We start from the raw sequence: 26,157 nt of genomic DNA, 5'->3' as shown, positions 1-26,157 counted from the left end.
GTCACCCGGCGTCCGCCACCAGGCGGTAACCGGTGATGATCTCCGGGCTGATCCGGATGACATGCGCCGTTCCGGTCTCGGTCCAGGGCGTCAACTTCGTTCGGTAGCGGGACACTTCCGCGCTGTCGCTCACCAGGTGGGCGGTGCCGGTGACGATGACGCTCCATCCGGTGTGCCGCGACGGGTCCAACTCGTCGGCCTCGTAGGCGACCACGCCGCGCTCCGCGGTGGGGCTCAGGATGGCGGCGCCGTCGTGCACCAGGAAGACCACCCGGCCGTCGTCCACGATGTGGCTCACCGGGCGGATCGCCGGTAGCGCCTGCTCGGAGAAGACCACCCGCCCCAACGACACACCCGCCAGCAGCTCCAGCGCCTCGGCCTCGCTCAGTTCGACCATGCGCGAGGGGGAAGGCCTCTCCTGCGTCATCTGCCACCTCCAGCGTGGTCTCCTGGCCGCGAGCCGACGGTTCCGCTCTCACGCGTGGCGGTGCGTCCACCGCGGTTCGACCTCGGCCCAGGCGCGCTCCCAGGCCCGGGCGCGGTAACGGTCCAGCCCCACCCGGACGACGACCCGACGGCCGCCGACGAGCAGCACGCACACCCCGGCTGCGGCGCACGCGCCCGCGAGGTCACCCAGCACCTCCGCCTGGTGCGGGGTCATGGGCTGGTGCCGGAGCCGACCGCCGGCGTCGGTCCAGACCACCGCCGTGTCACCGGCCTTGGCGCCCGCGGGCACCTGTGCCATGGCGGTGCGCACCGAGTGGTCGGGGGCCGTCCAGCGCACCAGCGCATCGGCGCGCGCGGTGTCCTCGCCGACCGCCACACCGGTCTCGGTGGCCGCCGCGTTCTCCGTGAGTACGGCCGCGGTGCGGTGCCAGCCCTGCTGCTCATGCAGCAACTCGGCGTCGACGTTTCCCGCGAGGACCGCTCCGGCCAGCGGAGCGAGCGCGGTCACCAGCACCGCCGTGGCCACGCCGAGCCATGCCTCCGCGACGTCCGTCCGCCGCATCAGCGGATTGTGCCGCCCCTTCCACAACCTCACCGTGGCGCCCATGGCGCTCACCCGCTCTCCGTTCCGTCACCCGTCCACCGTCGCGCCGTCGTCCCCCCCTACTCGTGCGGTACGACGGCGACCGGGCAGGGCGCGTGGTGCAGTACCGCGTGGGCGACCGCCCCGAGCCGCGTGCCCATCGGCGAGCGACGGAAACGTCGTCCGACGACCAGCAGGTCGGCGTCGCGGCCCGCGGCCACCAGATGTTCCGCGGGAGTTCCGGCGACGGCCTCCTCGCGCACCGTCAGCCGCGGGTACTTCTCCCGCCAGGGCCGCAGCGTCGCGGACAGCTCCTGCCGTTCCTGCTGCTCGGTGGTGTCGGCGGACTCGGCGTCCACCCCACCCGCCGCGTAGTCGTACAGCGCCGGTGCGTGCCAGGCCCGGATGATCCGCAGCGTGGCCGTGCGCACCGCCGCTGCGTCGAAGGCGAAGGCGACCACCGGCTCACAGTGGTGGTCCAGGTCGAGCCCCGCGACGACCTCGTGCCGGGCGTCTCGCGCCGCTCCGCCGGGCGGCACCGCTCCGGCACGTACCAGCACGACGGGACGTTCCGCGCGCGCCACCACGCCCAGGGCGACGGAGCCGGTGAGGAAGCCGTGCACCCCACCGAGCCCCCGGGAGCCGAGGACCAGCAGCTCGGAATCGAGCGCCGCCGCCACCAGGGCCTTGACCGGCAGGTTCTCGATCCCTTCCACCGTGACCGGCACCCCCGGGTGCCTGGACTCGATCTCGGCCGCGGCCTCGCTCAGGACGCGGCCCGGCCACGTCTGCCGTGCCCCCGCTTCCTCCTGGGACGGCAGCCACTCCCAGGCGTACACCAGCCGTAGCGGCCGGTCGCGCAGGTGGGCCTCACCGGCCGCCCAGTGCGCGGCGGCGAGGCTTTCCGCAGAACCGTTGATACCGGCGGTGATGGGGCGGGCCACGACGCGCACCTCCGGGTCGCGTACTGGTCGAAACGTCCTTGTCTCCAGCGTCCCTCCGAGGACCGCCTGGGCGGGATGGGCCGGTCGTCCCCCGGAAGATGGCCATTGGCCCCTGTCCGGTGCCGAGGCACCGTGCGCCACGCCCGGCGGCGTCGGCTAACCGCCCTCGCGCAGCGGTACGCGCCAGCTCAGGCGGGTGCCGCCGGTGGGCGGGGTGTCGAGGTGCAGGGCACCGCCGCGTTTCGCGGCGCGTTCGGCGAGGTTGGCCAGGCCGCTGCGGCGGGCGCCGTCCGGGATGCCCCGGCCGTCGTCGGTCACCGTGAGCGCCAACCCGCCCTCGGCGACCAGGATCCGGACGTCGGCGGACCGGGCATGCGCGTGCCGCGCCACGTTGGACAGCGCCTCGCCCAGCACCGCCACCGCGTCGTCCGCCACCGGATCCGACACCTCCGTGTCGACCAGGCCCTCCATCCGCAACGCGGGCGTGAACCCCAGCGCCAGCTTCGCGTCCTCGACCACCTGGACGGCGCGCAGCCGCAGTCCTTGCGGGGTGCCCTCCCGGGCCCGCAGCCCGAAGATCGTGGAACGGATGATCTTGATGGTCTCGTCCAGGTCGTCCACCGCGTGCAGCAGCCGTTCCGTCGCCTCCGGGTGGTGGACCAGGCGCACCACGCTCTGCAGCGTCATACCGGTGGCGAACAGCCGTTGGATGGCCAGGTCGTGCAGGTCGCGGGCGATCCGGTCGCGGTCTTCGAGCAGCGCGATCTGCTCGGCGTCCCGGCGCCGCTCGGCCAGTTCCATGGCCAGTGCGGCCTGCCCGGCGAAGGCGAGCAGCGGCGCCGTCTCGGTCCCGGTGAACCCCGGTCGGCCCTCGGCGCGTGCCAGCAGCACCACCCCGCGGGTCTCCCCTGCGGCGGTCATGGGCACCGCCACCGCCGGTCCCAGCCCCTGCCAGCGCGGCGGCCCGGCGCTGGCCCGAGGATCCGTACCGATGTCGAGGCTGGTCACCGGCCCGGCCGCGGCGAACGCGGCTCCGGCGAACGAGCCCTGCCTGGGTAGCACCAGACCGCTGTGGATCTCCGCGTCGGTGCCCACCGCCAGGGCGACCTGAACCTCGTCCCCGCCCTCGAGCGGCAGCGCCAGCAACCCCAGGTCCGCGGAGAGGATGCGCCGGGCGTGCTCCACGATCAGCCGCACCACGGGCTCCTCGTCGGCGCCGGACAGCAGGCGACGGGTGACCTCGGCGGTCGCCTCCATCCACCGCTGACGGTCCCGGGTCTCCTGGTAGAGCCGGGCGTTCTCCACGGCGATTCCGGCCGCCACGGCCAGCGCCTGGAGCACCGCCTCGTCCTCGACGTCGAACTCCCGTTGGCCGTGCTTCTCGGCGAGGTACAGGTTGCCGAACACCTCGTCGCGCACCCTGATCGGCACCCCGAGGAAGGAGTGCATCGGCGGATGGTGCGGCGGAAAGCCGTACGAGGAGGGGTGGTCGGACAGTTCGCGCAGCCGCAGCGCCTTGGGATGGCGGATCAGCTCGCCCAGCACGCCGTGGCCCTCGGGCAGGTGCCCGATCAGCCGCTGCCGCTCCTCGGAGACGCCCACCGGGACGAACTGGGAGAGCTTCTGGTGCTCGGCGATCACACCCAGCGCACCGTACTCGCAGTCCACCAGTTCGACCGCGGCCTCGACGATGCCCCGCAGCACCTGCGGAAGCTCCAGGCCCCGGCCGACCGACAGCACCGCCTCCAGCAGGTTGTGCACCCGGTCCCGGGTGCCGCGGGCGGCGTCGACCCGCACCTGCAACTCCTCCAGCAGTTCGTCGAGTTGCAGCCGTCGCAGGTGCTCGGCTCCCCTAGCTCCTTCCGTCCCCACCGGCCACCGGTCCCTCCATCGGCTGTGCGATCACGAGAGTCCCCTTATTCGTAAGTACACCCCACGCGCCGACGGGCGGCCATCGGCCGGGCACGGTTCAGGGGGCGGGCCGCCGCAGCAGCAGCTGGACGGCGTCGCTGGTGGCGCGGCGCCTTCTGAAGGTCAGCTCCGGTTCCACGAACCCGGCCGCCACAGCGTCGCTGACTACCTGCTGGGGCGGGACGCCGAGCACGTGCCGGTGCACGGTGATCACCAGCCGACCGCCGGGGCGCAGCACCCGCAGCAGCTCGCGGAAGCCCACCGGGCGGTCCCAGAGCATCACGTTGTTCACCGAGATGACCGCGTCCATCGACGCGTCCTCGCAGTCGGTTCGCTCGGCGCGGCCCGCCCGCACCCGTACGTACCCGGCGGTGACCGGTGCGGCGCAGCGTGCCTCGGCCAGCCGGCGCATGGTCGCCGAGGGGTCCACGCCGACGACCAGCCCGTCCGGCCCCACCGCTTCCGCGGCCAGGGCGAGCCCGACGCCGGGACCGGGCCCCACCACCAGGACGTGTTCCTCGGGGTGGAGTCCGGCTGCCGAGACCGCCCAGCGCTCCTGTCCGGCGTTGCCGCGTGCCATCAGCGCGCCGCCCAGCCGCCCGGCCAGGCCGCGTGGATGCCCGAACACCGCGTCCAGCACGCGGGGCAGTACCGTCACGGTGCTCGGCCCCCGCCGTCCCCCGGCCGCCGACCCGCCGGTCTCGGTACGTACTCCCGGGGGGCGGGCCGCCGGTGGGCGCCGACGACGTCCTCCTCGATCCGGTGCCGCACCCGGCCGGTCAGCGCGGTCAGCGCCTCGGACAGGGTGGCGTGCGGCGGCTCGGGGTGGTGGATCCGCCGGGCGGCGGGCGGTAGCCCGGCCAGGTCGGCGGCGAACCGCTGCCGTGCGTCGGTCACCGGAGACGGCTCGCGGGTGCGCCGGCCGTCCGCCATGGCGGGCAGCAGCAGCGGCTCGCCGTCCGGCGGTGGCGGCTCGTCGCGAAGCGCGATCACGTCCTCGTATCCGGGGCGGCGGAACACCTGCTTGGGTCCCGGCAGCGTCATCTTCGCCGCCGACAGCTTCATCTCCGGCTGGCCGCGGTAGGCGACCAGCTTGTACGCGGTGTCCAGGTACGGCGAGTCGGCCGACACCCCGACCCGGGTGCCGACCGCGAAGACGTCGATCGGCGCCCCGGCACCGACCAGGTCGTCCACCGCGTACTCGTCCAGCCCGCCGCTGGCCACGATCCGCACCAGCGGCAGCCCGGCGTCGTCCAGGATCTGCCGGGCGCGCACCGCCAGCGCGGCGAGGTCACCGCTGTCCAGCCGGACCGCGCAGCCCGGACCGAGGCCCAGCTCGCGCAGCACACGGGCGGCGGTGGTCAGGCCCTGCTCGGTGTCGTAGGTGTCGACCAGGAACGTCACCGGGCCCGGATGACTGCGCGCGAAGGCCCGGAACGCGGCCTCCTCACTGGGGAACACCTCCACGTAGGAGTGCGCCATGGTGCCGCTGGCGGCGATCCCGTAGGCGACGGCCGCCGCCACGTTGCTGGTCGCCGCGAAGCCCACCAGCGCGCCCAGCCGGGCCACCTGCATCCCGGCCTGTACGCCGTGGGTGCGCCGCAGCGAGAAGTCCACCAGCGGGCGGCCGTCGGCGGCCAGCACACAGCGGGCCGCCTTGGAGGCGATCATCGTCTGGTGGCTGACCAGGTTGAGCAGGTAGGTCTCCACCAGCTGCGCCTGCGGCAGCGGCGCGGTCACCTCCAGCAGCGGCTCGCCGGCCAGCACGATCCGGCCCTCGGGCACCGCACGCACCCCGCCGGTGAACTCAAGCCCCAGCAGCGGTTCGAGCTCGGCCGCGGGCCGGTGCAGCACCGCGGCGAACGCCTCGACGTCCTCTCGGGTGACCCGGAACCCGGACAGGTAGTCCAGCGCTGGCTCCAGTCCCGCCGCGACCAGGAAGCCGCGGTCGTCCGGCAGGTCCCGTACGAACAGGTCGAAGGTCGCGGGTTCGGTCATGCCCTCCGCCAGGTACGACAGTGCCATCGTCACCTCGTAGAGGTCCGTGGTACTCGCCGTCGACATCGGTGCCGTCCCCTTCCCGCGACGGTGTGCGGCTCACTTCCCCTCGTGCCTCACGGGGATCTTCGTGGCGCTCGCCGCCCGCTCCGACACGGGCACCGTGATGGTCAGCACGCCGTCCTTGTAGTCGGCGGTGGCGTTGTCGGGGCGCGCGCCGGGCGGCAGCCGCAGGGACCGCGAGAACGCGCCGTACCGGAACTCGGAGTGCCGTACGTCCTCGGTGCGTTCGGTGCGCTCGGCGCGCAGGGTCAGCATGCCGTTGTCGACCGTGATCTCCACGTCCTTGTCCGGGTCGATACCCGGCAGCTCGGCGCGCACGACGTACGCGTCGTCCGTGGAACGCTCCTCGACGCGGATGCTGTGCAGGCCCGGCGGGTGGAGTCCGGGCAGGCCGGTCTCGAACCAGTCGAACACGTCCTGTAGCGCGAATGGCCGCTTCTGGCGCCGCTCTACCACGTGGTTCATCGCCTACTCCCTTCCCATTGCTCCCATTGCCGAAGGTTCCCCCGCTCTCCAGCGTCGCGCCCGCACCGTCCGGACGCACACGGGGCCGGTGCTCATTCCCCGGTTGGCAGCGCGACCACCCGCTCGGTGCCCGGGGCGACGTTCCAGGCCCGGTCGGCGAGCGCGAAGCGCACCGATGCCTCGTTGGAGACGGGGACGCTGATCAGCAGCTGCCCCGGTTTCATCCGCAGCCCGATACCCCACTGACCGCGGTAGCGCAGGGTGAGGTCGAACTCGGAGAGTTCCGGCAGCGGCGCCGGGTCCAGCCACAGGGTGTCGTCGCGGGTCTCCAGACCGGTCAGGCCGCGCTGTACGAGGTCGAGCGTCCCGCCCATGGCGCCGAGGTGGATGCCCTCGGCGGTGGTGCCGCCCTGGAGGTCGGCCACGTCGCTGGTGAGGGCCTCCTGGCAGTACTTCCACGCATCGGCGTGCCGGGCCCGGGCCAGCACCCAGCCGTGCACCAGGCCGCTGAGCGTGGATCCGTGGCTGGTGCGCCGTAGGTAGTAGTCGACGGTGGCCCGCCACAGCGCGTCGTCCACCGCGTACCCCAGGCGCTGGAAGACGGCCGACAGCTCGGCGGGCGGGAACAGGTAACCGAGCATCAGCACATCGGCCTGCTTGGACGCCTGGTAGCGGTTGACGGTGTCGCCCTCCGCCTCCAGGATCCGGTCCAGGCGGCGGATGTCGCCGTACCGCTCCCGATAGCCGTCCCAGTCCAGCTCGGCCAGGTCGCCGTACCCCTCGAACTGGCTGATGACGCCGCCGTGGAAGGGCACCCGCACCCGCCGGGAGATGTCCTCCCACCCGGCCAGCTCCTCCTCGGCCAGCCCGATCCGTTCGAACAGCTCCTGCCGCGGCGGCGCGGGCAGCACCTCGGCCAGTTCCAGCGCCCGGGCCAGCACCCAGGCGGCGGTCACATTGGTGTACGCGTTGTCGTCCAGCCCGGGAAACGGCGCGCCCGGATAGGCGTCGTGGTACTCGTCGGGGCCGACCACGCCGCGGATCCGGTACCGGAGCGTCGCGGGGTCGTACTCGGCGGCGCTGGCCCAGAAGCGGGCGGTCTGGAACAGCATCTCGGCGCCCCTGGTGTACATGAACTCGGTGTCCGCGGTGGCCTGTCCGTACCGCCAGATGTTGTACGCGATGGCCGAGCCGACGTGGTGCTGCAGATGGGAGTGGTCGGGCAGCCAGCGGCCGGAGCGCGGGTTCAGGTGCAGCGTCTGGGTCTCCTCCCGTCCGTCGGAACCGCTCTGCCACGGGTACATCGCGCCCGCCAGACCGGCCTGCCGGGCGGCCCGGCAGGCCCGCGGCAGCCGTCGGTACCGGTAGTCGAGCAGCGCCCGGGACACCTCGGGGAAGTGCAGGTTGAGGTACTGGAGCACGAACAGCTCGTCCCAGAAGACATGTCCCCGGTACGCCTCGCCGTGCAGTCCGCGGGCGGGCACGCCGACGTCGAGTCCCGCGGTGTGCGGGGAGAGCGTCTGGAGCACGTGGAACAGGTGCAGCCGCAGGATGCGGCCGGGCTCCCCGGAGACGTCCAGTTCGGCCCGCCGCCACAGCCGCCGCCAGGCCGCCTCGTGCGTGGCGAGCAGTTCGGTGAAGCCCGGGGCCTGTGACACCTCGTACAGGGCCGCCTCGTCCGGGTCGCTGATCGCCGGGTCCTGCGAGGTGTGCAGCGCCACGATCTTGTCCACCACGACGGGCTGTCCGGGCGCGATCGGCACGGTCAGGTGGTGCGCGGCGGTGCGCTCCCCCAGGCGCACGCGCGGCGTGACGGGCAGCGGTGTGTCACCGTCGTCGGCGGTCTGCCAGGCCGCGGTCCGGGCGGCCAGGGCGATGCGGATACCGGAGTTGCGGGTGGCGCAGCGCATCCGCAGGACGTCCGGCCCCTCGGCGGCGGTGCGCACCCGGCCCAGGTGGTGGCCGTTCAGCTCCCGGTAGCGCTCCACCCCGGCGTTGGTGGTGCGGCCGTCGAGCGCGGCCTCGATGTCCAGGTGGCCCGACCAGTCCTCGGCGGTGAAGGTGGTGCGCAGCGCGGCCAGGTGCGGGGCACCCATGTGGACCAACCGGACCTGCTCCACGCCCAGGTGGCGGCGGTCGGTGGGGCGCCCGTCGGTGAAGCGCAGTCGCCGGGTGAGGGTGCCCCGCCGCAGGTCGAGGGTCTGGCGGTAGGTCAGCAGACCGCGGTGGGCGGGGGTGAGCCAGGCTGAGGGGGGCCGGTGGTCGGTCTCGGCGATGCGGTAGCGCAGGGGCAGCCAGTTGGGCAGGTTGACCAGGTCCTCGTTCTCCACCAGGCGTCCGGCGACCTGGGAGACCAGACGGTTGTAGCAGCCCGCGACGTAGGTGCCCGGGTAGTGCGCCAGGCCGCCGGTGACCTCGGTGGCGGCGCCCCGGGTGGCGAGGTAGCCGTTGCCCAGGGTGCACAGCGACTCCCGCAGCCGTTCCTCCGCCGGGTCCCAGCCTTCGTACTCCCACGTCCAGTCCTCCGGCATCGCGCCCGTCCACCGCCTCTCGCTGCTCGCGGCCGCATCCCTCCAGGGTGGCCGCGAGTGACCTGGACGGCATCCCGTGGTCAGCCGCTCCAGGTCCAGTCGGCGACCTCGGGCAGGTCGGTGCCGTGCTCGCGGATCCACCTGTGGTGCCGGGTGCGGACGTCCGCCATCGCCTGCCGTACCGCGCTCGCGGTCACCGCCAGGCCCGGCACCCGGTCGATGACGTCCATCACCAGCCGGTACCGGTCGAGGTCGTTGCGGACCACCATGTCGAACGGTGTGGTGGTGGTCCCCTCCTCCCGGTAGCCGCGTACGTGCAGTCGGGGATGGACCGCCCGTCGGTAGGCCAGACGGTGGATCAGCCATGGATAGCCGTGGTAGGCGAAGATCACCGGTCGGTCCGGCGGGAACAGCGCGTCGAACTCCCCGTCCGGCATCCCGTGCGGATGGTCCCGCTCCGGCATCAGCCGGGTCATGTCCACCACGTTCACCACCCGGACCGCCAGCTCGGGCAGCTGACCGCGCAGCAGTTTGGCCGCCGCCAGGACCTCCTGGGTGGGCACGTCACCCGCGCAGGCCAGTACGACGTCGGGCTGCTCCCCGTGCCCGGTCTCGGTGCCGGCCCACTCCCAGATCCCGGCGCCGCGCGCGCAGTGCGCCCGGGCCTGGTCCAGGGTGAGCCAGTCGAAGCACGGCTGCTTGCCCGCGACCACCACGTTGACGTGGTCGCGGGTGCGCAGCACGTGATCGGCCACCACCAGCAGGGTGTTGGCGTCCGGCGGCAAGTAGACCCGCACGATCTGCGGCGACTTGTTGAGCACGTGGTCCACGAAGCCGGGGTCCTGGTGCGAGAAGCCGTTGTGGTCCTGCCGCCAGACATGCGACGTCAGAAGGTAGTTGAGGGAGGCGATCGGCGCCCGCCAGGGCAACGCGCGGGCCGACTTCAGCCACTTGATGTGCTGGTTGACCATGGAGTCCACGATGTGCGCGAACGCCTCGTAGCAGGAGAACAGGCCGTGCCGCCCGGTGAGCAGATAGCCTTCGAGCCAGCCCTGGCAGGTGTGTTCCGAAAGGATCTCCATCACCCGGCCATGGCGGCTCAGATGCTCGTCGGTCGGCAGCACCTCGGCCTGCCATGCCTTGCCGGTGGCCTGGTACAGGTCCTGTAGCCGGTTGGAGGCGGTCTCGTCCGGGCCCACCACCCGGAAGTCACGGCGCTGCGCGGTCGCCGCCATCACCGACTCCAGCAGCCGGCCCAGCACGCGGGTGGGCTCGTGCAGTGTGCCGCCGGGCCTGTCCACCGGCACGGCGAAGCGTTCCAGCGGTGGCAACGGAAGTTCACGCACCAGCAGGCCGCCGTTGGCGTGCGGGGTGGCGCCGAGCCTGCGGTCACCGTCGGGTACGAGGTCGAGCACCGGCGGGCGCGGCCGTCCCTCGGCGTCGAACAGTTCCTCGGGCCGGTACGAGCGCAGCCAGGACTCCAGTTGGCGCAGGTGGTCCGGGTTCTCCCGGACCGAGGGCAACGGCACCTGGTGGGACCGCCAGGTACCGGCCACCGGAAGGCCGTCGACCTCGGCTGGGCCGGTCCAGCCCTTGGGAGTGCGCAGCGCGATGAGCGGCCACAGCGGGCGTTCGGCGGAGTCGGACTCGCGGGCGTCGCGCTGGATGCGGGCGATCCGGTCGGCGGCGGTGTCCAGGGCGGCGGCCATGGCCTGATGGACCGTCCGCGGGTCGTCGCCGTCGGCGCAGGTGACGTGGAGCGGCTCGTGGCCGTAGCCGCGCAGCAGTGCGTCGAGTCGCGGCTCGGGCAGGCGGGCCAGCACGGTCGGATTGGCGATCTTGTATCCGTTCAGGTGCAGGATCGGCAGCACGGCGCCGTCGTGCACCGGGTCGAGGAACGCGGTCGAGTGCCAGGCGGCGGCCAGCGGCCCGGTCTCCGCCTCACCGTCCCCGATCACACAGGCGACCAGCAGCCCCGGGTTGTCCAGCGCGGCCCCGTAACCGTGTGCGAGCGAGTAGCCGAGCTCGCCGCCCTCGTGGATGGAGCCGGGCGTCTCCGGCGCGACGTGGCTGGGTACCCCGCCGGGGAAGGAGAACCGCCGGAACAGCAGCGCCATGCCCTCCGCGTCCCGGCTCACGTCGGGATACCGCTCGGCGTAACTGCCGTCCAGCCAGGAGCCCGCCAGCACCGCGGGGCCGCCGTGCCCCGGACCCCATACGCACATCGTGTCCAGGCCGCGCTGCCGGATGAGCCGGTTCAGGTGCGTGTACACGAAGGTGAGCCCCGGCGAGGTGCCCCAGTGCCCCAGCAGCCGCGGCTTGATGTGCTCCGGGCGCAGCGGCTCGGTCAGCAGCGGGTTCGCCATCAGGTAGATCTGGGCGGCCGCCAGGTAGTTGGCGGCCCGCCAGTGGGCGTCGAGTGCCGTCAGTTCCTCCTCGGTGAGGGAACCGGAAGGGTCCGCCTGCGCGTCGGTCATGACGTCCTCCGAATCGTCGTCGGTACGCGGGATGCGGTCACGCGCCACCTGTGGCACGGCTCAGGCCTGTGGTGTACCCGGTACGCCGGGCCGCGGCCTGCCAGGGCGGCAAGCAGAGCCGAACGGCCCACGCCGAGGCCCCGCGACGGCCGCGGGTACGCTGGCCGCACCCTGTGCGGACGGGATCGGCAGGGTGCGGTACCGAACGTCCACCCGGCGGGAAACGCCGGTGACCTCAAGGGGGCACATATGACTTGCTTCTTCGACTCCGCGCACGCTCCAGGCAGTGTGAGCGTGATGTGGTCGCCGCAGTGGGGAGTGTCCCGCCCCGTGCAGGCGTGCGGCCCGTGCGCGCAGCGGGTGCAGACGACCTCGCCGCCGTACTACCAGCCGCAGGGCGCCCCGCAGGCCGGTTATCCCCAGCAGGCGGGCTATCCCCAGGCCGGTTACCCGCAGGCGGGTTACGCGCAGCCCGGGTACCCCCAGCCGGGCTACCCGCAGCAGCGGCCGGGCCACAGCACCGCCGCCGTGGTGGGCGCGGGCGTGGCGGGCCTGGTCGGCGGCGCGTTGATCGGCGAGATGCTGGAGGACGAGCGGCCGCGCACGGTCATCGAGAACAACTACTACGAGGACACGGACGTCTACGAGGAGGTCGTGGACGACGACGGGGGCTTCTTCTGACAAGGCCGGGGGTTCCACGGTGCCGTAGGCGGCGACCGCCGGCGGCGCCGCACGGCACCGCCCGACCCAACGGGCCCCGATCCGCCGTCCGTTGAGCCCGCTCACGCCAGCGGTCTCCTCGGCGCCGGAAAGGCCACCGCGCGCCCCCACTCGATCGGGCGTTCTTCCGGCGAAGGCCCGTCATGGTGACCGCCGTGCCCAATAGCGTCCGGCCATCGCGTGGGGTGAAGCACCCCGATCCGAGTGGGGGGCGCCATGGTCGAAGCCACTTTGCCGGCGGAGTCCGACGACGAACTGGACTTCCAACTCGACGGCGACCAGCGCTGGGAGGCCGGAAAGTCCATCACCACCCGGCAGATGGCGCGCAAGCTGCCGCAACTGGTCCGCCGTTCACTGGCGTTGGCGTGGCGCGCGGACCGGCTCTCGGTGGCCGGGCTGCTGGTCTGCCAGATCCTCTCCGGTCTCTCCCAGGCGTTCGGGCTGCTCGCCACCACCGGCACGATCACGGCGCTGATCTCCTCCGGACGGATCGGTGACCGGCTGTGGGCGGCCTGGCCGTCGCTCACGGTGCTGGCGGCGGCGGCCGGGCTGCGGGCGGTGCTCGGCATCGCGGTCAACTGGCTGTCCGCCAGGCTGGCTCCGCTGATGTCCCAGGAAGCGGAGTTGATGCTGCTGGACGCGGCGGTCAACGTGGAGCTCGCGGCGTACGACAGCCCGGGCTTCAACGACCGCAGGGAGGCAGCGGAGCGCGGCGCGCAGGTCTCCCAGGACCTCATCCAGCAGGGCCAGGACCTGCTCTCCGCGACCGCCTCGCTGATCGCAGGGGCGGGAGTGCTCGCCGCCCTGCACCCGGTGCTGCTGCCGCTGCTGGTGCTCGCCGGGCTGCCGCAGGGGGTGGCGCAGGTTCGGGCCGCCCGGGTCAGCTACCTGGCGGCGATGGAGATGGTGGGCCACCGCCGGATGCTGTCGGTGCTGCGCTGGCACATGGCGGACACCCACGCCGCAGACCAGATCCGCTCCGGCACCATGGCGCGCTTCCTGCTGGGCAAGTACCGCAGGATCACTGACCGGGTGAACGCCTCGGAGCGCCGCGCCGTCGGCAGGGGTGCCCGTACCGCGCTGCTCGGTGCGGCGGCCGGCGGTCTGGCGTCGGGTCTGGTGTGGGTGGCGCTGACGCTGCTGTTGGGCACCGGACGGATGTCGGTGGCCTCGGCCGGTACCGCGATCTTCGCGCTGCGCACCGTCACCGCGTCGGTGCAGAGCCTGGTGGGCTGCGGCGCCCGGATGTTCCGTACCGGGATGTACGTGGACGACTGGTCGCGGTTCCTGGACGAGGCCGGCGGCTACCGGCTGCGGCGCGGTGCCGCGCTGCCCACGGCGCCGCGCGAGGTGCGGGCGGACAACCTCGTGTACCGGTACGAGGGCGCGGACCGCAACGCGTTGGACGGGGTGACGTTGACGGTGCGTCGGGGAGAGGTGCTGGCCCTGGTCGGGGAGAACGGCTCGGGGAAGACCACCCTGTCCAAGCTGCTCACCAGGCTCTACCTGCCCACGTCCGGCATGGTGCGGTGGGACGGGGTGGACACCCGGGAGGTGGATCCGCTGGCGGCCTGGGAGCGGGTCGCGGTGGTGCCGCAGGAGTACGCGCGCTGGCCGCTGTCCGCCCGGCAGAACATCACCCTCGGCCAACCGGCGCCGTTGGGCGACTCCGCGGTGTGGCAGGCGTGCGAGGCCAGCGGCGCCCATGAGGTGGTGCGCGGGCTGCGCTCCGGGCTGCGCACCCTGCTGGCCCGCGAGTGGCTCGGCGGCGAGGAGTTGTCCGGCGGGCAGTGGCAACGCATCGCGCTGGCCCGGGCGTTCCACCGGCCCGCCGGGCTGCTGGTGATGGACGAGCCGACGGCCGCGCTCGATCCGCGCGCCGAGCACCGGGTGTTCTCCGGGCTGCGCGCCATCGCGGCGGACCGGGCGGTGGTGCTGGTCACCCACCGGCTGACCAATGTGACCATCGCGGACCGCATCGTCGTGCTGGACCACGGCCGGGTCGTCCAGCAGGGCACGTTCGACGAACTGGTCGCGGTTCCGGGCCTGTTCCGGGACCTGTGGTCGCTGCAGAACGACCGCGGTACGGCGTCGGCCACCGTGAACGAGGTGCCCAACGAGGTCTCCTGAGATCCGTCGGGAGGGCCAACAGGACAACGATTCCTCACCATTGCTTCGCCAGTTGTTCACAGGACAACCAATGTCACCGGGCATTCTGACGGACGGCGCGTTACCTGCGGGTAGCCCGGCGTCGGGGCCTCGGGCGCGTACCGCGGCGGACGCGTATGAGTCGTCCCCCACCGACCGTCAGGAGACCGCGGCATGCCCGCTTACAACAGACGCCAGTTCATCACCGGAGCCTCGGCCGCCGCCGCGGCCCTGGCCTTCGGCGGCGGCCGGTTCGCGTCCGCCGCGACGCTCGATCGCGCCCTGGCCGCCACCGCCACCCGAGCCGTCCGTACCGCGGGCACCACGCTGGAGCAGGTGGCCACCCCGACCGGCAGCGGAGCGTACAAGAGGCTTCAGTCAGGCCCGGGTTGGCCGCTGGTGGTGCGCACCGACCTGGCCGCCGCGGCGTCGACCCGCGATGACCGGCGTACCGCTCTGGCGTCGTTCGTGCAGTTCACCGATCTGCACCTGGTGGACACCGAGTCCCCGGTGCGGTTCGAGTACCTCGCCCGCTACCTCGACAGCGCGTACCGCCCGCACGAGGCGCTGACCGTGCGCGGCGCCTCCTCGCTGGTGGAACGGGTCAACTCGCTGCCTGGCGGCCCCTTCACGGGCGCGCCGTTCTCGCTGGTCATGGCGACCGGCGACAACACGGACAACCACGAGCGGATCGAGCTCGACTGGTACCTGACGGTGATGAGCGGCGGTCAGATCACCCCCAACAGCGGTGACCCCAACCGCTACGAGGGGGTGCAGGACTCGGGCAGCGAGCTGTACTGGAACCCGGAGTCGTCCTTCCAGGACACCTACAAGTCGCATGGCTTCCCGCAGGTATCCGGCTTCCTGTCCGCCGCGGGCAGCCGGTTCACCGCGCCCGGTCTGCGCACCCCGTGGTACACCACGGTCGGCAACCACGACGACAGCATCGAGGGCTCGCTGCCCGACCTCGGGCTGCTCAACTCCCTCTACACCGGGGACCGCAAGCTCGAAGGGTGCGATGACGCAGACGCGGCCAAGCTGGCCGACGCGCTGCGCAACGACCCGGCGAAGGCGGTGGCGCAACTCGCCCGGCTGCTGGCCGACGGTGGCCCGGTGCGCGAGGTGACGGCCGATCCGCGCCGAATACCGTTCACCCCCAAGGAGTTCGCCCAGGCACACCTCAACCCGGCCTGCACCGGCCCGGGTCCGGTGGGGCACGGCTTCACCTCGGACGCCGCAGCCAGCGGAAAGCTGTACTACGCGTTCCCGATGTCGGACGGCGTGCTGGGCATCAGCCTGGACACCACCAACCGGGCCGGGTTCGCCGACGGCTCGCTCGGCACCGCGCAGTTGAACTGGCTGGAAGCGGTGCTCAGGCAGCACAGCGACCACTGGTACGACACGGACGGCAACCTGGTGCGCGGCGGCTCGTCCAACCAGCTGGTCGTCGTCTTCAGCCACCACACCAGCGGTTCCATGGGCAACCTGCTGCCCGATCCGTACAACCCGTTCGAGGCCCGGCACGACGGCAACGCCCTTGTGGCGCTGTTGCAGCGGTACCCGAACGTGGTGGCCTGGGTGAACGGCCACACCCACCAGAACCAGATCACCGCGCACGGCCACGCGGTGCCGGAGCGGGCGTTCTGGGAGATCAACACCGCCTCCCACATCGACTATCCGCAGCACGCGCGGATCATCGAGATCGCCGACAACGGCGACGGCACCCTGTCGCTGTTCACCACCCTGGTGGAGTCGGCCGCCCGCTACGACACCGACTTCGGCGACACCTCGAACGCCGGACTGGCCGCTTTGTACCGGGAGTTGTCGTACAACGACCCGTACGCCACCCCGGCGGTCAAGCTCGGCACCCCGGCGGACCACAACACCGAACTGCTGCTGGCCAAGCCACGCGGCTGACCGCTCAACTCCCTGACGGGGCCGATCCGTTCACCGGTCGGCCCCGTTCGCTTCGCGATGAAAACAGCGTGCTACCGCCCTGTTAAAAGATCGTGGAGCACTGTCGGCGCACGCTCCGCCACGGATAGTGTCGACGGGATCATTTGACGCAGGCATGTCACCCATTCCCGGCATGTCCCCCCAAAGGAATCCCGATGCACTCACCGCACACGGAACGACGTGACGCTCCCCCCACCGCGTCCCCGCCGGGGAGCTTATCCACCGTCGACCTGGAACTCGTCATACCCGCCTACAACGAGGAGCGGCGACTGGCCCGCACCCTCCTCGCGCTCGCCGACCATCTGCGCCAACTCCCCTTGCGCAGCGCCCTACGCGTCATCGACAACGGCAGCAGCGACCGCACAGCGGAGTGCGCCGACCGGATCGCCGCCCGCGGCGTACCGGTGACCGTCACCGGCTGCTCCCGCCGTGGCAAGGGCGCGGCGGTGGCCCGCGGCATGGTCACCAGCCGGGCCCGCTGGGTCGGCTTCTGCGACGCCGACCTCGCCACCCCGGCCGCCGCCGTCGACGACGCGCTCGCCCTGCTCCAGGACGGACACCAGGTGGTGATCGGCTCCCGGCGCTGCCACGGCGCCGAGTTGAAGGTGCGCCAGCCGCTGGTGCGGCGGCTCGGCGGCGCCGGCTTCAGGCTGCTGACCCGCCGGTTGTCCGGGCCGATCGCCGACACCCAGTGCGGCTTCAAGTTCTTCGAGGCGGGTGCCGCCCGGCGGATCTTCGCCGACATCACCACCGTCGGTTTCGCCTTCGACCTCGAAGTGATCGCCCGCGCCCGGGCGTTGGGGCTGGCACTCCAGGAGTTCCCGGTGGCCTGGAGCGACCAGGAGGGCTCCAGCTTCCGGCCGCTGACCGACGGCCGCCGGGTGGCCCGTGATCTGTGGCGACTGCACCGTTCACTGGCCGGTTTCCAGCCCGTCCCCGAGGCGGCACGGTGAGCCAGGCGACCGCGGTCGCCAAGCCGCGCACCCGGACCCTGGCCGACGCCTTCCCCGGCGTCACCGAATGGCGCGACCGCCATGTGGTGGTCTGCAACTGGCGTGACGCACCGCACCCGCAGGCCGGGGGCGCCGAACTGTACTGCGAGGAGGTCGCCGCGGAACTGCACCGCGCGGGCCTGCGCGTCACGTACCTGACCGCCCGCCCACCCGGCACCGCCCGGCGGGAACACACCCGTTACGGCACGGTGGTGCGCGGCGGCGGGCGGTTCACCGTGTACCCGTTCGTACTGCTGTGGCTGCTGTTCCACCGCGCCCGGGTGGACGCGGTCATCGACTCGCAGAACGGCATCCCGTTCTTCACCCCGCTCACACTGCGCCGACGCACACCGGTCGTGCTGCTGATCCACCATGTGCACCAGGACCAGTTCGGGGTCTGGTTCCCCGGGCCGCTGGCCGCGCTCGGCCGCTGGCTGGAGAACCGCGGCAGTCGGCTGGTCTACCGGCAGCGCGCCATCAGCGCCGTCTCGCCCTCCTCCCGCGCCGAGATCCGCGCCCGGCTCTCCCTTCCGGGGCCGGTGTACCTGGCCCCCTGCGGGCAACCCGCACCCGACCCGGCCCCGGACCCGCGCACCGCGCACCGGGACCGTGCGCCACGCATCGTGTGCGTCGGCCGCCTCGTCCGGCAAAAACGCGTCGACCATCTGCTGCGCGCCATCCCCACCCTCCAACGTGAGCTGCCCGGTGTGCGGTTGCACCTCGTCGGGGACGGCGAGGCGCGGCCGGAACTGGAGAAGCTCGCCGCCGAACTGGGCGTCGCCGGTGCCGTGGTGTTCCACGGCCGGGTGTCCCGGCACAAGCGCGACGAGCTGGTCGCATCCGCCTGGATCACCGCCACCGCCTCGATGGGCGAGGGCTGGGGCCTGTCGGTCATGGAGGCGGCAGCGGCGGGCGTGCCCGCCGTCGCGTACGCGGTGCCCGGCCTGCGGGACACCGTACGGCCCGGCGCCACCGGCTGGTTGGTGGAACCCGGCGGCGACCTTGGCGCCGCCCTGCTCGACGCGCTGCGCGCGGTCCAGACGCCGGAGCGGGCCGAGGAGTGGGCGGTGCGCTGCCGCGAGTGGGCCGGGCGGTTCGGCTGGGACGCCACCGCCGGGCATCTGCTCGCCGCGCTCACCGCCGAGCGGCAACGGCTGCGGCACCTCGTCCCGCAGCGCAGGACCGTCACCGACGCCTGCGCCCTGGTGCGGCTGCCCACCGCCGCGCTCGCCCGCGCCGACCTCGGTGCGCTGCGCGCCACCGACCTGGTGGACCGCTCGGGGCCGGACGCGGCGCTGCTGCTGGTCGGCGCCGACGAGCAGGACGCCGAAGCGGTGGTCCGCCGCATCGCGCCAACCTCCCTCGCGCGGGGCGGCGTTGACATTCGGCTGGCCCGGCACGGCGACGCCCTGGGCTGGCGGCAGCATCCACCGGTAGGTCAGGCCCGGCGCCCGTCACCCACCGCACCGGTGCACGCCCGGCCCCAACGGGCCCGCTGGGCCGCCGCGTTGGCCGGTCTGTTCGTGCTGGCAATGGGCCTGCGGCTGGCGTTCATCCAGCGCTCGTACGACCTGTTCATCGACGAGATCACCTATGTCAATGTCGGCCGTGACCTGGCCACCGGCCATGGCGTGACCCTCTACGGCCATCCCTTCGACCTGCACCCTCCGGCGTTCTTCGCGCTGCTCGCCGCCGTCATCAAGGCGGTTGGCGCACACGGTGACACGCTCCGGCTGGCGCTGGCGCTACGGCCGGTGGACGCCGTGGCCGGTTCGCTGACCGCGGTCGCCGTCACCGCGCTGCTGCGCCGCACCGTACGGCCGTCGATCGCGCTCACCGCCGGACTGCTGCTGGCCTGCGACCCGTTCCTCAACCGCTTCGACAGCAGGCTGATGTTGGAGGCCCCGGCCACCGCCGCCGCGGCCCTGGGCATGCTCGTGCTGGCCCGCACCCCCGCGACCGGGCGCGCCCGCACCGGGACGGGGGTGCTCGCCGGACTGCTGTTCGCGCTGTCCATCACCACCAAGGAGCTGTACGCACTCGTCACCCTGGTTCCGCTGGCGGTACTGGCGTTCAGCGCCCGGGGCGCGGCACGGCGGCTGCGGTTGACCGCCGCGGCCACCACGCTGGCGGGTTACGCGGTGTACGTGGCGGCAACCGCCGCCGCCGGTGGCTGGCCGGCCTGGTGGGCGCAGAAGACCGCGGGCATCGCGCGTGCCGTCGGCACCCGGCAGATCACCGGCTTCAACCGGCCGGCCGCCACCGCCTCGGCCAGTCTCGGGCACCGACTGCTCGCCAACCTGGGGCAGTTCGGTGTGCCGTACGCGCTGATCGCGGTCGGCGGCTGCGCCACCGCCTGGCTGCTACTGCGCCGGGCCCGGCAACCCTGGCAGTTCACCGCCGATCCGGCCCGCTCGGTGGTCACCGCCTGGGCGGCGGGCGCGCTGTTCTTCCTGCTGTACGCCATCGGCTTCGGCACGCTTGAGGAGCAGATGTTCTACCCGCTGGTCGTCACCAGCACGGGAGCGCTGGCCCTTGCCGTGGATCTGGCCCATCCGGTGGCTCCCGGCTCCCACAGCACCGCGAACCCCACCGGCACCCGACGTGGTGGCGCCCGCGTCCTGCGGACCGTCGCCGTGCTCACCGCGCTGGCCCTGGCCCTCGACGCCTGGGCGTGGACGGACGTCCACACCCGGCACGACGACGCCTACCGGCGCACCCTCGCCTGGGCCCGGACCCACATTCCGCCGGGCAGCACCGTGGACGTCACCGAGGGCAGCGCCCAGTTCCTGATGCAGGGCGTACGGCTGGGCAGTTGGCACACCCTCGCCGCGCTCGACCGCGGCCACGCCGACTACCTGCTGCTGTCCACACAACTCGTCGCCCAGGGCTACAGCCCGCTCGACCCGGCACTCGTCGGCCAACTCCAGCGGCACGCCCGGCTGTTGCACTCCGAGCCCGGTGCCACCAACGGCCAACTGCGGGTCTACGACGTACGTCCGCTCACCGGCGGGAAGGGCGGTGGCCGATGAGCGCCCGGCTCGATCGGGGTGCCGCACTGCTGACCGCCGCCACGGTGCTGGTCGGCGCGGCGAACTACGGGCTGTCCCTCGTCCTGGTGCGGCTGATGCCGCCGTCCGCCTACGCCGGGTACGCCGCGGTGTCCTCGGTGCTGCTGACCGTCGGCACCCTGGCCTCTGCCACGGTGCCGTGGGTGCTCGCCCGGGAGGTGGCGGTGAGCGGTGCGGGCAGCGCCAGGCGTCGGCAGTCGCTGCGCTCCTGCCTGCGGCTCAGCCTCGGGCTCTCGGTGGGCTGCGCGGCGGCGGCCTGTGCGGCGGTCAGCCGGTACGCCGGTCCCGCGCTGTTGGCGGTGCTCGCCGCCGCCTGTGTGCTGATCATGCTGCTGTCCGCGGCGGCCGGCTACCTCCAAGGCCGTCAGGACTTCGGCCGACTGGGCGCACTGCGGGTGGCCGAGGTGGCGGTGCGGATCGCGGTCGCGGTGACCGCCGCCGCGCTCGGCTGGGGCAGCACCGGGGTGATCGGCGCCTTCGCGGTCGGCGCCGGGGTGGCCGCGGCTGGCGGGCTGCTGGCGATGCGGCGCGATCTGGTCGGGCCGCTCGGCGGTGCCCGGGACGGCGACGCGGTACGGCAGCGGCGCGAGCTGTGGCGGCAGGCCGCCGCCATCAGCGGCATCCAGACGCTGGTGTCGGTGCTGCTCACCCTGGACGTGCTGGTCGCCTCGGCGGTACGCGGCGCGGCGGCGGGCCTGGCCACCTACCAGGCGCTGCTGGTACTGGCCCGGGTGCCGGTGTTCCTGGCCACCGCGCTGGCCATGGTGGTATTCCCCAGGCTCGCCGCGGCCCGTCCGGCGGGCGGTGGTCGAGTGCCGAGTGCCGACTTCCGCCGGGTACTCCGGCTGCACTGGATCACCGCTGTCGCGGTCACCGCGGTGGTGGCCGCCTGCCCGCCGAGCGTGCTGGGGCTGTTGCTGCCGGCCCGGTACGCGTCCGCCGCCGGGCTGCTGCTGCCGCTGGGGCTCGCCGGGCTGGCCGCGGCGACGGTCAACCTCGTCACCACGCTGTTCCAGGCGTGGGGTCCGGTGCGCCCGGCACTGGTGCTGCTCGGTGCCGTCTGCCTGGTGGGTGCCGGGGGTTTCGCCGCCGCGTCGCAGGACCCGGCGGCGCTCGCCTGGTCGGCGGCGGCCGTCTTCGGTACGGCCGCCCTGCTGTTGCTCGCCCTGGTGCGCCGCCGGGTCAGCGGGCTCGGCCCGGCCGCCGGTGCGGCCACGGCCCTGCTGGCGGGCGCGGTGGCCTGGACGGTGCTGGCCGCGCTGCGCTCGCGTCCGGTGCTGTGGGGCTGCGCCGCCCTCGCCGTGTGCGCCCTGGCCGGTCTGGCGGTACGGCCGCGCCGCCGCAGGCCGGGACCGTACCGGGTGCTCCACCTGGGGTTCGAGGACCCGCGGCAACCGGGCGCGGGCGGCGGCTCGGTGCGCACACATGAGGTCAACCGTCGGCTGGCCGCCCGCGGGGTCGAGGTCACCGTCGCCTGCGCCCGCTGGCCGGGAGCCGACCCGGCTGTGGTCGACGGCGTACGGTACCTGCCGTTCGGGCCGCGCCTGGGGCCGCTGGGGCGGGTGCGGTTCAGTGGCCAACTCGGCTACTTCACGGCCGTGTTGGGCGGACTGTGGCTGCTGGTACGGCGAACCGACCCGGATGTGGTGGTGGAGGACTTCGCCGCACCGTTCTCCTCGCTGTGCGTGCCGCATCTGACCCGCCGTCCGGTGGTCGGTGTGGTGCAGTGGCTGTTCGCCCGTGACAAGTCCCGCCAGTACAAGTTGCCGTTCGGGGTGGTGGAACGGCTCGGGGTGGCCTCACACCAGCGACTGGTCGCGGTCAGCGAGGACCTCGCCGAGGAGTTGCGCCGCCGCAATCCGGCCGCCTCCGTCACGGCGGTGCCCAACGGCCTCGAACCGGCCGCGTTCGACCACCGCATCCCCGCCACCGGCGACCGCCGCGACCTGCTCTACCTCGGCCGCCTTGAGATCGCCCAGAAGGGCCTCGACCTGCTGCTGCGCGCCTATGCCGAGGCCGCGCCGCGACTCGGCGCACGGCTGCGGATCGCCGGTGACGGACCAGACGAGGCCGAACTGCGCCGTCTCGCCGGGCAGTTGGGCATCGCGGACCGGGTCGACTGGCTGGGCCGGGTGGACGGCACCGCCCGCTTCGACCTGCTGGCCGGTGCCCGGCTGGTGTGCATGCCAAGCCGCTACGAGACCTTCGGCATGGTCGCCGCCGAGGCGCTGGCCACCGGGACGCCGGTGCTCGCGTACGACATCCCGTGCCTGCGCGCGCTGGTCGGTGAGGCCGTCGGAGTGCTGGTGCCCGCGGGCGATGTCACCGGCTACGCGGAGGCACTGGCCAAGCTCGCGGCCGACCCCGAGCACTGCGCGGCCCTGGGCGCCGCCGGTCCGGCCAGTGTGCGCCATCTGGACTGGGACCGCATAGCGGATGCCCAACTCGTTGTCTACCGTGACGCGTCAGGGCCGGTCGCCGACGAACCACTGGACACCCGTGCGCAGTTGCGCCATCTGCTGCGGGACCGCCGCGGCCGCGCGGGTCGCGCCCTGCTGATCGGCAACTACGGCAACGGCAACACCGGTGACGAGTCGATCCTGGTCAGGCTCGGCGAACTCGCCGGTGAGCGAAGGCACCGGTTCACGGTGGTCAGCCGCGATCCGGACGCGGTCACGGGGCTGCACGGGCTGGCCGCCGTACGCACCACCTCCGTTCGCGCCGTACGCGCCCTTCTGCGAGCGGACGCCATCGCGGTCGGCGGTGGCGGGATGTTCGGGCGCGGACTGCCGCCCCTGGTGCGGGCGCTGCCCGCGGTGCTGCTGGTGGGCAGACTGCTCGGCAAGGAACTGCACATCGTGGCGATCGGCGCGTATCCCGACACCCCCCAACCGACGCGCTGGCTGCTCCAGTTGGCCTGCCGCCACGCGTGCACGGTGACGGTACGGGACACCGGCACCCGGCAGTTGCTCTCGTCGGGACCGGCCCGCTGGGTGCGCCCTGCGCTGGTCCCCGACCCGGCCGAGTCGCTGGCCCCGGCACCGGCCGAACGGGTGCGGAAGGCGACCGGTGTCGATCCGGCGACGCGTCCGCTGCTGGTGAGCCTCAAGCCGATGCCGGACCCCGGAATGCGGCAGCGGGTCTCGGCTGCGGTCGCCGACGCGCTACGGGAGTGGGACGACGAGCGCCCGGTGGTCTTCCTCTGCCTCTCCGACCGTGGCGACTACGGACTCGGCACGGCACTGGGCGACGCGGCGCTCTCGGTCGAGGTGGCACGGCGCTCCGGGCTCGGCGCCCGGGCCACGCTGGCAGGCCCCGGCCTGCATCCGGCCGTCGCCAAGGCGTTGGTGGGTGCGGCCAGCGGGATCGTGGCGATGCGGCTGCACGCCCAGATCTACGCGGTGGCGGAACGCACCGAGTTGTTCGGCATCTCCTTCGAGCCCAAGTCCGATGCCTGGCTGGCCGCTTCGGGGGTTCCGGCGCACCGCGCGGAGTCGCTGGACACGGCCACGCTGGCGGGCTGGCTGGCCGGGTTGCCGGTGGTACGCGGTCAGTCCGCGGTGCCCCGGGAGCGGAACGCGGACACCGCGCCGGCGTAGTCGGCCAGGGTGAGCCCGGCCCGGCCGGAGAGCAGGTCGGGCTCGCTCATCCACATCATTCCGGCCAGCCGCAGCGTGCGGACCCGGTGCAGGCAGACCCGCAGGGCGGACTTCGGCGCCTGTCGGGTGGCGTTCTGCCCGGTGTTCTCCCCGGCCAACGGCACTCCTACGGCAGCGGTCAGCCCGGCCAGGTACTCGGCGGGGCTGACCAGTTGCGGGGAACGGCCACCCGAGGGCGCGTCCAGCCAGGTGGTGTACGCGAGGGCACGGGAGCGGTAAGCGCCGAGTGCCCGAACCTGGCCGTCCCAGGCCAGTCCGGAAGACAGCATGCCGCCCTGCTCGGCCCGGCTGTGCCCGTCGAGGTCGTCGTCGACCGCGGCGGCCACCTGGCCGGGCCGCAACCCCCAGCCGGGCAGCAGCAGTTGTAACTGCCCCCTGGGGAAGGCGGCGGCGGTGGCGCCGAGCAGCCAGCGCTCGTACTCGGTCAAGGCGCCGAGGTAGCCGCGTACGGAACGCTCCGCATCAGCCTTGCCGCCCGTGCCCGGCCGCCAGCCGTGGACCGGTGCGGTGGCGCGCGCACCGGAGTCGAAGTACCAGACGGCGTCGTGGTGTCCGGCGCCGTCGTCCGCGGGCGGATAGCGCAGCTCGCCGCTGAGCAGGCCGCCGACCCGGACCGCGGCGAATGTCCCGCCGCCCAGGTCGGCGGCGATCCGGCGCAGGTAGTCGCCTTCTGCCGTGCGGACCGCGGTGTCGAACACGGCGTTCGCCACCGCGGTACCGGAGGTCGCGGAGCCCCGCCACTGCACGCCGTACTGGTCCTGGAAGCGGGTCGCGCCCGGGAGCGCGAACACCCAGGACGGCGGATGGTGCAGCCCCGGATCGAGCACGGCGCCGATGCCCTGGGCCTTCAACCGCCGGATCAGGCCGACGGTTCCGGCAACGTACGCGGCGTCGGTCCGCCCCGGTTCCGGCTCGTAACGGCTCCAGTCCAGCCCGACGACCGCCCGGTCCACCCCGGTTCCGACCAACGGCCGCACTGAGCCGGGACCGACCTGCAACACCCCGAACCACGGGCCGCCGCGCGGCGGTTGCCGCCTCCCGGGCTGGCATCCGGCCGAGGCCATCACGAGGGCGACCCCGACCAACACGGCCACCGCCGCCAGCAGCGACCGGGACCGTCCCCGGCGGTCGCGCGGATTCTCGGTCATGCCCATGACCACAACACGGTACCGGGACTTCCGGTGGGTTCGGCGCCACCGCTCCCCCGGCCGACGCGCCGCCTACCGCGCGTCCGTCGACCGCGCCAGCGCCGTGTTGTATGAGGTGTCGTCCCCAGCGACCGACCGGCTCCGCTCACCGGAGACGGAGACGGGCACATCGCCCACGAGCGTGATGCGCTGGACCCGGCGCGCCTGGTCACCGTAGTCCGCGACGGCGTAGTGCTGCGTCGCGCGGTTGTCCCAGAAGACCACATCGCCCGCGTGCCAGCGCCAGCGCACCGTGTTCTCCAGCGCCGTCACATGCCGCTGCAACAGCCGCAGCAGATCACGCGAGTCATCTCCGGTCCACCCGACGAACCGCCGCACGAACCCGCCCAGTACCAGGGCCCGTTCGCCGGTTTCCGGGTGAACCCGTACCACCGGGTGCTCGCTCACGTACTCGGTGGAGGTGAACACCTCGCGGTGTCGCCGCGCGACCTCGCCGTCATCGCCTTCGCGCGCGTCGGAGACGTAGTCGTACGCGTTGGAGTGCACCGCCCACAACCGGTCGGCCAGCTCCCGCAGTTCGACGGGCAGGGTGGCGTATGCCCGTACCGTGTTGGCCCACACGGTGTCGCCACCATAGGGCGGAATGGTGACAGCGCGCAGGATGGAGCCCAGCGGAGGCCGCCGGACGAAGGTGACATCGGTGTGCCAGTTGTTGGCGCGGCTGGTGGTGCGGCCATAGTCCAGGTCGAGCACCGCGGGGCTCCCGTCGAGCGACGGTACGGTCGGATGCGCGGTGGTGGGACTGCCGAAGCGGCGGGCGAACGCCTCCTGGTGTTCGGCATCGAGCCGCTGGCCGCGGAAGAAGACGACCCCGTGCTCCAACAGCGCGGCGCGAATCGCGGCGACGACCGGCGCGGACAGTTCGTCGGCCAGATCAACGCCGCCGATCTCAGCGCCGATGTGCCCGGCGATCTTACGGACATCGATGGTGGTGGGGGCAGTGGTCATGGTTCGTCCTCACTTCGTGGTGCGGATGCGACTGAT

Annotated in this window: 17 protein-coding genes; 6 read left to right on the top strand and 11 right to left on the bottom strand. The window is 73.1% G+C overall.

Annotated features, from left to right (window positions below; translation table 11 throughout):
- Position 1: 1 nt before the first annotated feature.
- The 9 genes from O5O46_RS27310 to O5O46_RS27270 all read right to left on the bottom strand — a co-directional run bounded on the left by O5O46_RS27310 (position 2) and on the right by O5O46_RS27270 (position 11,419).
- On the bottom strand, positions 2 to 427 hold the full coding sequence (locus O5O46_RS27310) for a pyridoxamine 5'-phosphate oxidase family protein (RefSeq protein WP_269858249.1): 426 nt from the start codon (positions 425 to 427) through the stop codon (positions 2 to 4).
- A 48-nt stretch (positions 428 to 475) separates the two neighbouring features.
- Complete coding sequence (locus O5O46_RS27305; RefSeq protein ID WP_443072639.1) at positions 476 to 1,054, bottom strand: Rv1733c family protein; 579 nt, start codon at positions 1,052 to 1,054, stop codon at positions 476 to 478.
- Between the two features lie 56 nt (positions 1,055 to 1,110).
- On the bottom strand, positions 1,111 to 1,974 hold the full coding sequence (locus O5O46_RS27300; protein WP_269858247.1) for a universal stress protein: 864 nt from the start codon (positions 1,972 to 1,974) through the stop codon (positions 1,111 to 1,113).
- A gap of 156 nt (positions 1,975 to 2,130) precedes the next feature.
- Positions 2,131 to 3,846, bottom strand: coding sequence for a sensor histidine kinase (locus O5O46_RS27295; RefSeq protein ID WP_269858246.1), 1,716 nt, complete (start codon positions 3,844 to 3,846; stop codon positions 2,131 to 2,133).
- A gap of 97 nt (positions 3,847 to 3,943) precedes the next feature.
- Complete coding sequence (locus O5O46_RS27290; RefSeq protein WP_269858245.1) at positions 3,944 to 4,543, bottom strand: class I SAM-dependent methyltransferase; 600 nt, start codon at positions 4,541 to 4,543, stop codon at positions 3,944 to 3,946.
- Positions 4,540 to 5,949: a nicotinate phosphoribosyltransferase gene (locus O5O46_RS27285; RefSeq protein WP_269858244.1), complete on the bottom strand. Its 1,410-nt coding sequence runs from the start codon at positions 5,947 to 5,949 to the stop codon at positions 4,540 to 4,542. Before O5O46_RS27285 ends, O5O46_RS27290 begins: the two co-directional genes overlap by 4 nt.
- 33 nt (positions 5,950 to 5,982) lie before the next feature.
- Complete coding sequence (locus O5O46_RS27280; RefSeq protein WP_269858243.1) at positions 5,983 to 6,411, bottom strand: Hsp20/alpha crystallin family protein; 429 nt, start codon at positions 6,409 to 6,411, stop codon at positions 5,983 to 5,985.
- A gap of 92 nt (positions 6,412 to 6,503) precedes the next feature.
- Positions 6,504 to 8,942: a glycoside hydrolase family 65 protein gene (locus tag O5O46_RS27275; RefSeq protein ID WP_269858242.1), complete on the bottom strand. Its 2,439-nt coding sequence runs from the start codon at positions 8,940 to 8,942 to the stop codon at positions 6,504 to 6,506.
- Between the two features lie 80 nt (positions 8,943 to 9,022).
- Positions 9,023 to 11,419 carry a phosphoketolase family protein gene (locus O5O46_RS27270; protein WP_269858241.1) on the bottom strand — a complete coding sequence of 799 codons (2,397 nt, stop codon included), beginning with the start codon at positions 11,417 to 11,419 and terminating at the stop codon, positions 9,023 to 9,025.
- Positions 11,420 to 11,668: 249 nt separating this feature from the next.
- On the opposite strand from O5O46_RS27270, the gene O5O46_RS27265 reads away from it, so the two are divergent.
- The 6 genes from O5O46_RS27265 (at position 11,669) to O5O46_RS27240 (ending at position 23,905) form a co-directional block, all read left to right on the top strand.
- Complete coding sequence (locus tag O5O46_RS27265; protein ID WP_269858240.1) at positions 11,669 to 12,100, top strand: hypothetical protein; 432 nt, start codon at positions 11,669 to 11,671, stop codon at positions 12,098 to 12,100.
- 255 nt (positions 12,101 to 12,355) lie between these two features.
- Complete coding sequence (locus O5O46_RS27260; protein ID WP_269858239.1) at positions 12,356 to 14,269, top strand: ABC transporter ATP-binding protein; 1,914 nt, start codon at positions 12,356 to 12,358, stop codon at positions 14,267 to 14,269.
- Positions 14,270 to 14,461: 192 nt separating this feature from the next.
- A complete protein-coding gene (locus O5O46_RS27255; protein WP_269858238.1) occupies positions 14,462 to 16,204 on the top strand; it encodes a TIGR03767 family metallophosphoesterase in 1,743 nt (580 codons plus the stop codon).
- 194 nt (positions 16,205 to 16,398) lie between these two features.
- Complete coding sequence (locus O5O46_RS27250) at positions 16,399 to 17,196, top strand: glycosyltransferase (RefSeq protein ID WP_269858237.1); 798 nt, start codon at positions 16,399 to 16,401, stop codon at positions 17,194 to 17,196.
- Positions 17,193 to 20,267 carry a glycosyltransferase gene (locus tag O5O46_RS27245; RefSeq protein ID WP_269858236.1) on the top strand — a complete coding sequence of 1,025 codons (3,075 nt, stop codon included), beginning with the start codon at positions 17,193 to 17,195 and terminating at the stop codon, positions 20,265 to 20,267. The genes O5O46_RS27250 and O5O46_RS27245 overlap by 4 nt, the downstream gene beginning before the upstream one ends.
- Entirely contained in the window at positions 20,264 to 23,905 is a 3,642-nt protein-coding gene (locus O5O46_RS27240) for a glycosyltransferase (RefSeq protein WP_269858235.1), read from the top strand. The genes O5O46_RS27245 and O5O46_RS27240 overlap by 4 nt, the downstream gene beginning before the upstream one ends.
- Here O5O46_RS27240 and O5O46_RS27235 read toward each other — a convergent pair.
- Both O5O46_RS27235 and O5O46_RS27230 read right to left on the bottom strand, forming a co-directional pair.
- Complete coding sequence (locus O5O46_RS27235; protein ID WP_269858234.1) at positions 23,857 to 25,113, bottom strand: hypothetical protein; 1,257 nt, start codon at positions 25,111 to 25,113, stop codon at positions 23,857 to 23,859. The two genes, O5O46_RS27240 and O5O46_RS27235, sit on opposite strands and share 49 nt — an antisense overlap.
- Positions 25,114 to 25,185: 72 nt before the next feature.
- Complete coding sequence (locus O5O46_RS27230) at positions 25,186 to 26,121, bottom strand: TauD/TfdA dioxygenase family protein (protein ID WP_269858233.1); 936 nt, start codon at positions 26,119 to 26,121, stop codon at positions 25,186 to 25,188.
- Positions 26,122 to 26,157: the final 36 nt, after the last annotated feature.

The sequence above is a fragment of the Streptomyces sp. RPT161 genome, from assembly GCF_027533845.1.
In the GTDB taxonomy this organism is placed as follows: domain Bacteria; phylum Actinomycetota; class Actinomycetes; order Streptomycetales; family Streptomycetaceae; genus Streptantibioticus_A; species Streptantibioticus_A silvisoli_A.
Note: the sequence above shows the minus strand (reverse complement) of the source record. Positions and strands in the feature narration are given on the sequence as shown.